Source organism: Rhizobium phaseoli (genome assembly GCF_001664385.1).
Classification (GTDB): domain Bacteria; phylum Pseudomonadota; class Alphaproteobacteria; order Rhizobiales; family Rhizobiaceae; genus Rhizobium; species Rhizobium phaseoli.
On sequence record NZ_CP013533.1, the window covers coordinates 23,965 to 37,205 of the forward strand.

General features: G+C 61.8%; 12 protein-coding genes. 7 read left to right on the plus strand and 5 right to left on the minus strand.

Annotated features, from left to right (window positions below):
* The first annotated feature begins 5 nt into the window (after positions 1-5).
* The 7 genes from AMC88_RS21830 (at position 6) to AMC88_RS21860 (ending at position 6,598) form a co-directional block, all read left to right on the plus strand.
* Positions 6-329, plus strand: a complete 324-nt coding sequence (locus AMC88_RS21830) for an NIPSNAP family protein (RefSeq protein WP_064823214.1) — start codon at positions 6-8, stop codon at positions 327-329.
* 47 nt (positions 330-376) lie between these two features.
* Positions 377-1,387 (plus strand): ABC transporter substrate-binding protein, encoded by a 1,011-nt coding sequence (locus AMC88_RS21835; RefSeq protein WP_064823215.1) that lies wholly within the window; start codon positions 377-379, stop codon positions 1,385-1,387.
* Between the two features lie 113 nt (positions 1,388-1,500).
* Positions 1,501-2,373: an ABC transporter permease gene (locus tag AMC88_RS21840; protein WP_064825894.1), complete on the plus strand. Its 873-nt coding sequence runs from the start codon at positions 1,501-1,503 to the stop codon at positions 2,371-2,373.
* Between the two features lies 1 nt (position 2,374).
* Positions 2,375-3,175, plus strand: a complete 801-nt coding sequence (locus AMC88_RS21845; RefSeq protein ID WP_064830091.1) for an ABC transporter permease — start codon at positions 2,375-2,377, stop codon at positions 3,173-3,175.
* Positions 3,172-4,251: an ABC transporter ATP-binding protein gene (locus AMC88_RS21850; protein WP_064825895.1), complete on the plus strand. Its 1,080-nt coding sequence runs from the start codon at positions 3,172-3,174 to the stop codon at positions 4,249-4,251. Before AMC88_RS21845 ends, AMC88_RS21850 begins: the two co-directional genes overlap by 4 nt.
* A gap of 10 nt (positions 4,252-4,261) precedes the next feature.
* The gene (locus tag AMC88_RS21855; RefSeq protein WP_064825896.1) at positions 4,262-5,716 is read left to right on the plus strand and encodes an NAD-dependent succinate-semialdehyde dehydrogenase; all 1,455 of its coding nucleotides are present in this window, start codon (positions 4,262-4,264) and stop codon (positions 5,714-5,716) included.
* A gap of 81 nt (positions 5,717-5,797) precedes the next feature.
* The gene (locus AMC88_RS21860) at positions 5,798-6,598 is read left to right on the plus strand and encodes a phosphate/phosphite/phosphonate ABC transporter substrate-binding protein (protein WP_064830092.1); all 801 of its coding nucleotides are present in this window, start codon (positions 5,798-5,800) and stop codon (positions 6,596-6,598) included.
* A gap of 15 nt (positions 6,599-6,613) precedes the next feature.
* On the opposite strand, the gene AMC88_RS21865 is transcribed toward AMC88_RS21860, so the two are convergent.
* From AMC88_RS21865 to AMC88_RS21885, 5 genes are read right to left on the minus strand one after another with little or no spacing between them, the layout of a single operon-like run.
* A complete protein-coding gene (locus AMC88_RS21865) occupies positions 6,614-8,140 on the minus strand; it encodes an FAD-dependent oxidoreductase (protein WP_064825898.1) in 1,527 nt (508 codons plus the stop codon).
* On the minus strand, positions 8,137-9,354 hold the full coding sequence (locus tag AMC88_RS21870; RefSeq protein WP_064825899.1) for an NAD-dependent epimerase/dehydratase family protein: 1,218 nt from the start codon (positions 9,352-9,354) through the stop codon (positions 8,137-8,139). The genes AMC88_RS21865 and AMC88_RS21870 overlap by 4 nt, the downstream gene beginning before the upstream one ends.
* 9 nt (positions 9,355-9,363) lie before the next feature.
* Positions 9,364-10,344 carry a GHMP family kinase ATP-binding protein gene (locus AMC88_RS21875; protein WP_064825900.1) on the minus strand — a complete coding sequence of 327 codons (981 nt, stop codon included), beginning with the start codon at positions 10,342-10,344 and terminating at the stop codon, positions 9,364-9,366.
* Complete coding sequence (locus AMC88_RS21880; protein ID WP_064825901.1) at positions 10,341-12,290, minus strand: HAD-IIIA family hydrolase; 1,950 nt, start codon at positions 12,288-12,290, stop codon at positions 10,341-10,343. The genes AMC88_RS21875 and AMC88_RS21880 overlap by 4 nt, the downstream gene beginning before the upstream one ends.
* Entirely contained in the window at positions 12,280-13,221 is a 942-nt protein-coding gene (locus tag AMC88_RS21885; protein ID WP_064825902.1) for an SDR family NAD(P)-dependent oxidoreductase, read from the minus strand. The genes AMC88_RS21880 and AMC88_RS21885 overlap by 11 nt, the downstream gene beginning before the upstream one ends.
* Between the last annotated feature and the right edge of the window lie 20 nt (positions 13,222-13,241).

The window sequence follows — 13,241 nt, forward strand, 5'->3', positions numbered from 1 at the left end:
CGCCGATGTTTTACGAAGTCCGCACCTATCGGCTGAAGAACGGGACGATCCCGCAATATCTCAAGGTCGTCGAGGAAGAAGGGATCGAGATCCAGAAGGGCCATCTCGGCACGCTCGTCGGCTACTTCTTTTCGGAGATCGGCACGATCAACGAGATCGTGCACATCTGGGCTTTTACCAGCCTGGACGACCGCGAGGCGAGACGCCAGCGGCTTCTGGCTGATCCCCGTTGGCAGGCCTTTCTGCCGAAGATCCGCGACCTGATCGAGGTGGCGGAAAACAAGATTATGAAGCCGGCAAGCTTCTCTCCCCGGAGCGAGGCGCGCTGACGGCATAAGGCATACCCGCAGGACAAACCAGAACAGGATAAGGGAACATGAAAACGACATTTGCTTTCGCGGCGGTTGCCGCATTCGTGGCGGTCTCCGCGCCGGCGCACGCTGACAGCATGGTCTTCTCGAGCTGGGGCGGAACGACCCAGGATGCGCAGAAGGCGGCATGGGCAAGCCCGTTCACCGAAAAGACCGGCATCACCGTCGTGCAGGACGGCCCGACCGACTACGGCAAACTCAAGGCCATGGTCGAGGCCGGCGAAGTCAACTGGGATGTCGTCGATGTCGAAGGCGACTATGCCGCCCAGGCCGGCAAGAACGGCCAGCTCGAGAAGCTCGACTTCTCCGTCATCGACAAGTCGAAGCTCGATCCGCGCTTCGTCACCGACTATTCGGTTGGCAGCTTCTATTATTCCTTCGTCATCGGCTGCAATGCCGATGCCGTCAAAGCCTGCCCGAAGACATGGGCCGACCTGTTCGACACGGCCAAGTTCCCCGGCAAGCGCACCTTCTACAAGTGGTCGGCTCCCGGTGTGATCGAGGCGGCGCTGCTTGCCGACGGCGTGCCTGCGGACAAGCTTTATCCGCTCGATCTCGACCGCGCCTTCAAGAAGCTCGATACGATCAAGTCCGATATCATCTGGTGGTCGGGCGGCGCGCAGTCGCAGCAGCTGCTGGCTTCCGCCGAGGCGCCGTTCGGCAGCGTCTGGAACGGCCGCATGACGGCGCTTGCCGCGACCGGCATCAAGGTTGAAACCTCCTGGGAGCAGAATATTACCGCTGCCGATGCGCTCGTCGTGCCGAAGGGCTCGCCGAATGCCGAAGCGGCGATGAAGTTCATTGCATTGGCGACCTCGGCGGAACCGCAGGCTGCCCTTGCAAAGGCCACGGGATATGCGCCGATCAATGTCGAGTCGGCCAAGCTGATGGATGCGGAAACCGCCAAGACCCTGCCGGACCAGCAGACGGCAAGCCAGGTCAATGCCGATATGAACTACTGGGCTGACAATCGCGATGCCATCGGCGAGAAGTGGTACGCCTGGCAGGCGAAATAGTCCGAAAACTGGAGATGAACGGGCACGGCGATCGTTCGCCGTGCCTCCCGCAGCGTCGGCGCCGGTCATCGGACCTCGCCGCCAGCGGAAACTGACGGGTGGGAAGGACTGTCATGTCGACATATAGCGATGCCTCTGGCGCGATCATGCCTCTGCCGAAGGCGCGCAGGGCAACAGGTTTTGGCGGGGTCGTTCCGGCTCTGGCCTTCGTGGCAATCTTTTTCGTCGTGCCGGTGGTGGTCCTGCTGCTGCGAAGCGTATTGGAACCCGTCCCGGGTCTTGGCAATTATGCGCAACTGATCGGATCGGCCACCTATCTCAAGATTTTCGCCAATACCTTCGTCGTCTCGGGTTTCGTTACGGTGATTTCGCTGCTCATCGGCTTTCCCGTCGCCTGGGCGCTGGCAATCATGCCCGGTCGGCTGAGCTCGGTGATCTTTGCGATCCTGCTCTTGTCGATGTGGACCAACCTGCTGGCCCGCACCTATGCCTGGATGGTGCTGCTGCAACGCACCGGGCTCATCAACAAGATGCTGATGGGCATGGGTTTGATCGACCAGCCGCTGGCGCTCGTCAACAATCTAACCGGTGTCACGATCGGCATGACCTACATCATGCTTCCCTTCATCATCCTGCCGCTCTACGGCGTGATCAAGAAGATCGATCCGTCGACGCTGCAGGCGGCCGCCCTTTGCGGCGCCAACCGCTGGCAGTGCCTGACGCGTGTTCTGCTGCCGCTGGCCATGCCCGGCATGGCCGCCGGCGCCCTGATGGTCTTCGTCATGTCGCTCGGCTATTTCGTCACGCCCTCGCTTCTCGGCGGCACCGCCAACATGATGCTGGCGGAACTGATCGCGCAGTTCGTGCAGTCGCTGGTCAACTGGGGAATGGGCGGCGCGGCGGCGCTGGTGCTCCTGGTGGTGACGCTCTCGCTTTATGCCGTGCAGCTGCGTTTCTTCGGCAACCAGAACCCGGGGGGACGTTGATATGTTGCTCAATTTCGACCGTCTCGGCTGGTGGAAATACGTCCTGCTTGCGATCACGCTTCTGACTGCAGCCTTTCTGCTGCTGCCGATCGTCTTTATCGCGGCCCTGTCCTTCGGCTCCTCGCAATGGCTGATCTTTCCGCCGCCTAGCTGGACGTTTCAGTGGTACAGCGAGCTTTTTGCCGATCCGCGCTGGGTGGAATCGGCTTTGACGAGCTTGAAGATCGCGGTCATCGTCACCATCCTGTCGGTGCTGCTCGGGCTGGTGACGTCCTTCGGGCTGGTGCGCGGTTCGTTCATGTTCCGCGATGCGCTGAAGGCGCTGTTTCTGACGCCGATGATCCTGCCGGTCGTGGTTCTTGCCGTTGCCCTTTATGCCTTCTTTCTGAGGATCGGCCTCGGCGGCACGCTGGCGGGCTTCGTCATTTCGCACCTCGTTCTGGCGCTGCCCTTCTCGATCCTGTCCATATCGAGCGCGCTGGAGGGCTTCGACAAGTCGATCGAGGACGCGGCCGTGCTGTGCGGCGCCTCGCCTTTGGAAGCGAAGATCAGGGTCACCCTTCCGGCGATCAGCCATGGGCTGTTTTCGGCCGCCGTCTTTTCGTTCCTGACATCCTGGGACGAGGTGGTGGTGGCGATCTTCATGTCGAGCCCCACCCTGCAGACGCTGCCGGTGAAGGTATGGGCGACGCTGCGGCAAGACCTGACGCCTGTTGTCGCTGCCGCATCGACCCTTCTCATCCTTTTGACGATCATCTTGATGGCGCTGGTTGCCGTCGTGCGTAAGGTACTGAAACAATGAGCGAACCATTCCTTCAGATCCGCGGAATACGTAAGGAATACGGCCCTGTCGTCGCCGTACACGACGTCAATCTCGATGTCCGGCGCGGTGAATTCCTGACTTTCCTCGGCCCCTCCGGATCCGGCAAGAGCACGACGCTCTACATCCTGGCCGGCTTTGAAAATCCGACCAAAGGCGACATTACGCTCGAGGGCAAGACGCTGCTCGCCACGCCGTCGCACAAGCGCCATATCGGCATGGTGTTCCAACGCTACACCCTGTTTCCGCATCTGACGGTGGGTGAAAACATCGCCTTTCCGCTGAAGGTCCGGCGCAAGTCGAAGGCCGAGATCGACAGCAAGGTGAAGGAGATGCTGCGCCTCGTCCGGCTCGAAGGCTTCGAGGATCGCAAGCCGGCGCAGATGTCAGGCGGTCAGCAGCAGCGTGTCGCCCTTGCCAGGGCACTTGCCTATGATCCGCCGGTGCTCCTGATGGACGAGCCACTGTCGGCGCTCGACAAGAAGCTGCGCGAGGAAATCCAGCATGAGATCCGCCGCATCCACCAGCAGACCGAAGTGACGATCCTCTACGTCACACACGACCAGGAAGAGGCGCTGCGGCTCTCCGACCGCATCGCTGTCTTCTCCAAGGGCGTCATCGACCAGATCGGGACCGGCCCGGAGCTCTACGCCAATCCCAAGACCCGTTTCGTCGCCGAATTCATCGGCGACAGCGACTTCATTTCCTGTGACCTGGTGTCGTCTTCCGGCGGACAGGCCACGATCGCGCTGGGAGGCGGGGCCATCTTCAACCAGATTCCGGTGCATGGAAAAGGGACCTCCGGCGCAAGGGCGGCGCTGATGCTGAGGCCGGAGCGCATTCGGCTGTCGCGCGCAAGAGCCGCCGGCGCAGGTCTTGCCGCAACGGTCAGCGACATTACCTTTCTCGGCAACAATATCCACGTCTCCACGGAGACGGCGACAGGCGAGGCGCTTTCGGTTCGCCTGCCGTTCGGTCATGAGGCTATTGCCGGGCTCAATCGTGGAGATATAGTCCATCTCGATTTCGATCCCGGCGCCGCTCACGTATTCTGTTGAAAGTTGTCCCATGAAGCTCAATGATCCCTCGCTCTTCCGTCAGGCATGCCCCATCGCCGATCGCTGGATCGAAGCGGAAGGTCGCGCGTCGGCCATGGTTCGCAATCCGGCGACAGGTGAGGTGCTGGGTGCGGTCCCTGATTTCGGTGCAACCGAAACGGAAGAAGCCATCGCCGCCGCCGTCCTCGCCCAGAAGCTTTGGGCGAAGAAGACCGCCGGTGAGCGCGCAACTGTGCTCAAGACATGGCACCGCCTGATGATCGAAAATCGCGACGATCTGGCGATGATCCTGACGCTGGAACAGGGAAAACCGCTTGCTGAGGCCAAGGGAGAAATCACCTATGGTGCGAGCTTCATCGAATGGTTCGCCGAGGAGGCGCGACGCATCAACGGCGAGATCGTCCCGGGACACCAACCGGACAAACGGATCCTCGTGCTGCGCCAACCGGCCGGCGTGGTGGCGGCGATCACGCCCTGGAATTTTCCGAACGCGATGATTACGCGCAAGATTGGCCCGGCGCTTGCCGCCGGCTGTGCCGTCGTTCTCAAGCCGGCGCTGCAGACGCCGTTCTCCGCAATCGCGATCGCCGTCCTCGCAGAGCGCGCCGGCCTGCCGTCCGGCCTCCTCAACATTGTCACGGGCGATGCAGCGGCAATCGGCGGTGCGCTGACCGCCAGCCGCGACGTTCGGGTCCTGACCTTCACCGGCTCCACCCGGACGGGCGAGCTGCTGTACCGGCAATGCGCGCCGACGATCAAGAAGCTCGGTCTCGAGCTCGGCGGCAATGCCCCCTTCATCGTGTTCGACGACGCCGATCTCGACGCGGCGGTCGAAGGCGCCATCATCGCCAAATTCCGCAACAACGGTCAAACCTGCGTCTGCGCCAATCGGCTTTATGTCCAGGACGGCGTCTATGAGGCGTTTGCCGCCAAGCTGGCCGAGGCCGTTTCGAAGTTGAAGGTCGGCAATGGCCTGGAGCGTGACGTCGTGCTTGGCCCGCTCATCGACGACAACGCCGTTGCCAAGGTCGAAAGCCATATTCAGGATGCTGTCGCAAAGGGTGCCGGGATCGTAACGGGAGGCAAACGCCACGCGCTTGGCGGCCATTTCTTCGAGCCGACCATTCTGCGTGACGTTTCCGCCGGCATGCAAGTTGCGCGCGAAGAAACCTTTGGGCCTCTTGCCCCGCTTTTCCGGTTCCGCGACGAGCAGGACGTCATCGAGCAGGCCAATGACACCGAGTTCGGCCTTGCCTCCTATTTTTACGCGCGTGATCTGTCGCGGGTCTTCCGCGTGGCCGAAGCGCTCGAATATGGGATGGTCGGGGTCAATACCGGTCTTGTCTCCACCGCCGAGGCGCCGTTCGGCGGCGTCAAAATGTCGGGTCTCGGCCGCGAAGGCTCCAGGCACGGATTGGACGAATATACCGAGCTCAAATATGTATGCCTGGGCGGCATTGCCTGATCTTCAACCTTTGCGTTCCGGCGCCGCCCGTCTTTCAGGCGGGATGCTGTAGCGCTCATGCAGGGGTAATGAAAGATCGGCATGCATCTCGTCAGCATTGCCATGTACCTGACACCCCGGCCGCTCGCGGAGGCGACGGCCGAACTCTGGTCGTTTCTCAGGCACTACCTCCAGCATGCCGGCCTCACCGGGGTGCCTGAAACGCTCGACCAGACGGTTGCCTATGACGAAGCCTGGCTGAGGCGGGATCTGCTTCTGTCGCAGGCATGCGGCTATCCTTTTGCCACGAGCCTGCGCGGCCGAGTGCGGCTGGTGGCCACGCCCGTCTATAGCCATCCCGGCTGCGATGGGCCGCTGATGCGCAGCTTCATCATCGTCCGGAATAATTCGTCCCTCCGCGTGCTGGAGGATCTGCGCGGCACGACAGCTGCGATCAACAGCCCTGACAGCAATTCCGGCAGCAATCTCTTTCGGGCTGCCGTCGCTCCGCTTGCGCGCAACGGCCGCTTCTTTGGGCGGATTATCGAGACTGGCAGTCACGGCGGCAGCCTTGCCGCCGTTATCGAGGGCAGGGCCGAAAGCGCGGCCATCGATTGCATCACGCTTGAGAATATCCGCCGCTTCGATCCCGCCCAAGTCAAGGGCATCCGGATCATCTCCGAAACGCCTAAGGCGCCCGGTCTGCCGTTCATCACATCAGGCGACGCATCGAGCCAAACAATTCTCCTCCTCCGAGGTGCGTTGCATGCCGCCATCAGAGAGCCGTCATTAGCGGCCATGCGCGCCACGATGGGACTCGCTGATATCGCGTTGCTCTCCGAAGCGGATTACGAGCCGCTGCTATCATTGGCCGGCGATGCATTGCCGCCATTGAGGCCCTGAAGAGGCAGACGAACGTCAGAGCGCCGGGTTCGCTTCGGTTTGAGCGAGGCGGTGGGCAATGCGATCGGCATTCGCCATAATCGTCATCGTGATGTATTTCGAGGAAAGATCGGGAAGGACCGAGCCGTCGACGACGTGAAGACCCGGATGGAGGTTCAATTCGCCATCCGCAGAGGTACCGAACGGCCCCGCTGCGCCCATAGGCAGGGTGCCGGCAAAATGCGCATCGATCCCGGGTTCCGCCAGCGACGCGCCCGGAAGTGGAACGAGCCCTAATCGTTTCCACTCGCGGCGAAGCCGTCTCTTCAAATCCTTGGCGCGGGTATCGAAACCGTCTGCAAAGCCGCCTCGGACGGTCATGCCTTTTCCTGCCGCTTCGCGATGGATGTAGCTCCGGCATTGGTCGCCAGGATAGTAGATCGTTGCAACCAGCAAGCTGCCGGCGATCGTCTCGAACGCGGCGCGCCCGGCCTTTCTGCCGAGCGGCATCCTGTTGACGAAGCTCTGCGCCGGCAGGGAGCCGACTTCATAGATCGCGCCCGTCACATATTCGGATGCGCGCTCGCCGTAACGCAACGACAATCCGAGTTGCGCCAGGCTATGGGTCGCCGTGGCCGAGCGCAGCAATCTTGCCGGAGAGAGCAGAGGAATGGCGAGCGTTGGACTGTTCAAAAGGCGCAGTCCTTCACCGCCGATCGGCAGGAGGTCCGCCAGCAGAGCGGCGGTTCCGAGCACGCCTGCGGCGAGAATGATCCTCGGCGCAGAGAATGATGATCCGTCGGCCGTTCCGATAGTCCAGCCCGCGTTGGACGTCAGAGATATGGCGCGCATATTATCGAGTAACCGAAAATGCGGCGACTTCTGCAGCGCAAGCAGATCCTGCCGGCTGTTATAGATCGCGCCGCTCGGGCAGCCGTAGAGACAGTCGCCGCGCAGATCGCACGCGGCCCGCCCGGGCCTCGCCTCCGAAAGGATGGCGTTGACGGCGGGAAAAAGCCGAAACGACCCATCGGCCGGCTTTGCGATCTCGTGCCGATGGAGGACATGGGCGGCTGTGGCGCCAAGCGGCAGGATGGATGCGCTGTTGGCGCCTGCGGTCAAATCGGCGTTCGTGCTGATCCCGATGCGTTGCGACACACGTTCGTAGGATCGCTGCAACAGCTCGATATCGATAGGCCAGCCCGCGATGTCCTCGGCATCGAGGTAGCTGATTTGCGCTCCCCATATATTGGAGAGACCGCCACGGACGAGGCTGGCGACCGGCGTGAATCCATCGCCTGTGATCCCTGACTCGCGCCGAAACCGCTCAAGAATCCCGCGGGCCACCGGGGTCTGCAATTTCGGTGAACTGCCATCGTCGGCGCGGAGCGATTCCAGATTGCTTCCCAAGACACGGGCGCTGCGGCTTTCGTCCTCCCATCCTGCATCATTGCCGGCATCCAGCATCAGGACGCGACGGCCGGCCGCTATCAGCGGAAACGCAGCGGAGACGCCTGCCGGACCGCTGCCGACGATGATGAAGTCGGCGTCGGGCGTCCTCATCGGTATCGTCCCGCCAAAAGTGCGCGAAGCGGGAAGAGCAGGACATCGCCGGCGATGGCCAGCACGGCGCCGAAAAGTCCGCTCTTTTTGGCGGAATATCTTTCCGGCTCGCTCGCGAGATCGGCGAGATAAAGGGCGCGCGCAAGTCGATGCTGCGTGTGATCGGCCGGCGGCTCGAAGAAAGCGAGCAGGCGCGGATTCCGGATCAGCCTTGGGGAGAGGCCGAGCGGCGACAGACCTTCACGGCGAAGCCCTTCGTCGAGCCGCTGCAACTGCACCGGCGTCGGCGTGATGCCGAGATATTGCAGCAGCGCCTTCGCCTCACCGTGGGACTCTTCCTGGTCTGTTTGAGCGAACTCCCGCGTCAGCGCCATTGTCGGATCGGCCGGATTCAAGCCCAGCAGCCTGAGGCTTTCCGCGCTCTCCATCGGCGCTGCGCCCGCGAGTCCCAGGACGCGCTCCGGATCGACAGTCGGGATCAACGGCACAAGCCTGGTCATCCGGCAGGCAAAAAGAGCGAAGCCCAGGGGGATCGGTATGAAGTGGAGCTTGCCCTTGCCCTGGCTGCGGCGAAGAATTCCGAGCCAGGCGGCGAAGCTGATCGGTTTTTCATGTGCGAGCACGAATGTTTGCGGCTGCAGGTCCTCCCGGGTCGCCAGCGCCAAAAGGCCTGCAGCAACTTCGTCGAGATGAATTGGCTGGACCTTTCGGCTGAGCCCTATCATCGGCAGGAGCGGACTCAAGCCTGCCAGCTTCGCCATCAAGCCGTACATTGCAACCCGCGGGCCGCCATAGACAAGCCCGATCCGCGCGATGCGAACGATCGGTGCTGCAGAGCTGGCGGTCAGGTGTTGTTCGATCCTGAACTTGGTGCGTCCGTAAACGTTGAGCGCTTCCCTCCGGGACGAGGTGGAGGAGGAAAAGACGAAGTGCGGCACGCCGGCCGCTCTTGCCGCTTCGGCCAGTTTAACGGTGCCCGATATATTGATGTTGTTTTCTTCAGCCGCCTGCGGCTCGGTCGCCCAGGAATGCGCGAGATGGATGACTGCGGCCGCCCCCTCCAGATCCGATACAGCAGGCTCATCTCCAATGCGCCATTTCGCTCCGGATCCCCGACCGAATTCAACCACGTCGAAGCGGCGCTCACGCGCCGTCGCCGCGAGTCTTGCGCCGATGTAGCCGGTCGATCCCGTGATGATGAGACGCGGTGCCATCAACACCCTCTACTGTGCAAAGGCGATGCGCGCGCCGCTCCAGTCGAAACGAAACTCGATCTCCTTGAGCTGCGACAGCGCTTGGCGGACTTTTGCCTGGCGGTCTTTCGGGCAATAGAGGACGAGGAAGCCCCCGCCGCCTGCACCCGCAAGCTTGCCGCCGACCGCGCCGGCCGCCCGGGCCGCATCGTAAAACTCATCGATCGCGCTGTTGGTGATCTGCGATGTCAGCGATCGCTTCATCATCCATCCACGATGCAGCGCTTCGCCGAAGGCGCCGAGATCGCCGCTCATCAGGATGTCGCGCATTTCGTAAGCCAGTTGCACCATGCGCTCGACGGTCCGGAACTTGTCCTCGTCCGTCTCCATCGCCTGTACCTGGGTCGACAGCACCGAGCGCGTATCGCGCTGGCTTCCGGTAAAAAACAGCAGGATATTGCTCTCGAGCTCAGCCATCTTCTCGGAGCTGAGGACGACGGGCTGCACGTTCACGCCGCCGTTGGAATTGAACTCGATGAAGTTCAGGCCGCCATGGGCGGCTGCGTACTGATCCTGTTTGCCGATCGGCTCCTTCAGGATGTCGATTTCGAGCTTGCAGGCTTCTTCCGCCAACTGGTCCTTGGAGGCAAAGCGCGACCTGTGGGCATAAAGCGCGTTGATCAGCGCCACGGAAAAGGAGCTGGATGATCCGAGACCGGTGCCGGAGGGGATGTCGGCGACGGAGGCGACCTCGATACCGGGCTCGACCCGGTGCATGCGCAAGGCCTCGCGCAGCAACGGATGCGCGATGTCCTCCAGCGTGTCGGCAAGCTCGGTGCGCGTATATTTGAGATGGTATTTGTTTTCATTGAAATAGTTATGCACGATCACGAAGCTGTATTTGGCGATCGCGCAGGACAATACCGCGCCCGCCTGACGACGGTAATAGGACGCTATGTCCGAGCCGCCGCCGGCAAAGCTGACGCGAAAAGGTGCGGATGAAACGATCAAAGGAGTGCCTCCTCGAGATTGATGACGATGTCGGCCGATGCGCGCTGCAGATCGATCCTCGGCCACTCTTCCTGAATTCGCGACGTCCAGAGTTCTTCGGCCGCCGCGGGCGTTAGGCCTTTCCAGGCGTAAAACTTGTGAAAGCGATCCACTAACGTCTGCTGTGAGGCTTCGACGAAGACAGCCATATCGACATCCTCGCGGATCGACGCATGTCCGGCAAAGACGCCGTCCAGAAGGATCACGTCGGCATCACGCGCATCGTAGAGGGTCGGAGATGTATGCTGGCCACGGCTTGCCGCATCGTAACCCGGTGCCTCGACCCGTCCGGATTGACGCAGAATTCTGACGATCTCGGGATAATGCTCCACCCTGTTGCGTTCTTCCGCATTCATATCGGGCCGGCGATGCTCGAGCGGCAATATCCAGCGGTCGAGCTCCAGCCGCAGCACGCTGCGCCCGGCTTCCGAGAGAAGGCGTTGTACGGCATGCGCGGACGTGCTTTTCCCTGAGCGGGAACGACCGCATATGCCTACGAGCAGCGGGCCTGCCGCATTGGAAAGCCGCTCATCAATCGCTTTGAAGAGAGCTTGCCCAATGTCGTGGTAGCTGCATTGAAAGCGAACAGCATCATAGACCGTGTCGAAGACCAGATCGGCGTGGGGGATTCCTGTTTCTGCGGCAGGATAGCTCCTATCGTCCCGCAGGCCGTAACCGGTCCGGACGCCATAGGCCCAGATTCCGGCCTTGCGGCCCGCACCGATATCGCGCAGGCTATCGCCAATGATGGCGGATCTCGCCTTTTCGATCGGCAGTTCCGCCATGGCTTGACGGATCATCAGATCACCGGGCTTGCGGCAAGCGCAATCGATCTTGAGTTCGGGCACCTCGTTGGGGAACCCTTTGTCCGGATGATGCGGACAAAAGTAGATGCGATCCAGGACGCCGCCGTCTTCGGCCAGCTCGGCCTCTAGACGACCGAGAACATGGTCCAGGCCGGCTTCGTCGAGCAGGCCCTTGGCGACCTGCGGCCTGTTCGTTACGGCGACCGCGAGGAAGCCTGCCTCGCGGGCGAGCCGTACCGCCTGGCCGGCGCGGCCGACCAAGGTCACCTGGTCGGGATGAATGACGCCATGGCCGCCAACGTCTTCGTTGAGCACGCCGTCGCAGTCGAAGAACACCGCGGGTCTTCGGACCGACAAGTGGATTGCATGGACACGGTCCTGCCGAAGGTCCTCGGCCGCGGCGGCATGCCGGCTCGGAGATCCGGTATCCTTCATATATTCGGGCGTGTCGTAGATTGCGACCGGGATCGAGCGCTCGAGAAGACCGGGAATGACATCGTGGATCATGTCGGACTGCTGGCCCGGCAGGAGCGTCTCGAAAAACTGACCGGAAGCCACGTACAAGCCGGCCGGCACGAGATTGCGCCAATCCGCATCGCGCGGCGCCTTGCGGGCCAGGAGCCGCGTGAGATAGCCGTTCTTCTGAACGACGATGTCGGATGTGCGGGGATGATCGTTGGGATGCGCGATGATCGTCAGGGCGGCGGGAAATTGCCGGCGATGCCGCGCCAGCGCTGACAGATCGAGATCGAAGAGCATGTCGCCATAGACGATCAGGACGTCATCGGCGACCGTGTCCAAGGTCGTCAGGCAGCCGGCCGTGCCGAGCGGCGACGTCTCCACGAAGACGTCGATCGTAATGCCGAGCTTTTCCGCTTCCGGGCCGAGAGCAGGCTCGAGCTGGCTGCCGAGGTGGCCGCCAAGCACGCGCACATGCCGAACGCCTTCGCGGGCGAGGACGCGGATCTGCCTGAGAATGATCGGTACGCCGTCGATAGGCAGGAGAGCTTTCGGAATGGCATCGCCCGTCATGCTGCGCGCGCGCGTTCCAAGGCCTCCGGCAATAATGATTGCCTCGCGGATAGCGGTGTCAGAACCCATTCGCCAGAATCCGCTCCACGGCGAGTTCCACCGCTTCCGTCGACTTTCGCTTCGGCGACCAGCCCAGCGCTATCAGTTTGCTGATGTCGTAGCTGAAGCGCGGAACGTCGCCCAGCCAGCCGCGATCCTCGCTTCCATATTCGATAGCGGCTCCGGCTGCGACCTTCGAGACCACGATCTCGGCAATATCGCGGACGGAGGTTTCGCCGATGCCGCTGGCATGAAACACTTCATAGGCGCCGGGCGCCTTGTCCCAGGCCAGGAGAATCGCGTCCACCAGGTCGCCGACATAGAGATAGGGTTTCGTCTGCCTTCCGTTGCCGAGGACCTGAAGTCTCGTCGGATCCGCTTTCAACCTGTTGATGAAGTCGTAGATTGCACCGTGGGTGGAACGTTCGCCAACGACGTTGGGAAAGCGCAGCACCAGCGTCTTGATGCCGAATGACAGAGCATAGACGGACAGATAGGCCTCCGCAGCAAGCTTGCTGGCGCCATAGAACGAGATCGGCTGCAGGGGGCCGTGATCCTCGTGAATATTGCCTTCGGCTTCACCGAACACCGCAGAAGTGCTGGCAAAGAAAAGCCTGCCGACACTATGCTTGCGCATGATGGCAAGCAGCGTCGTCGTCGTCAGCTGGTTCAGCTGCAGATCCAGTTCCGTATTGGTATTGCCCGCGGCAATATCGGAATTGGCGGCGAGATGGAAAACAGCATCAGGACGATCCGCCGCAAAGAGTTGATCCATGCCCTCCCGATCGAGCATATCAAGCTTCTGGAAGCGAAAATCCGCCTGGCCCTGGAGATGATCTACATTGCGCGTCCGACCAAGATGAAAATTATCGATTGCCGTTACCCGATAACCCGAGTCCAAGAGGCGATCGCAGAGATGGCTGCCGATAAATCCAGCCCCTCCTGTTACCAAGGCATGCATGTCGGCAGCTCCATATGATC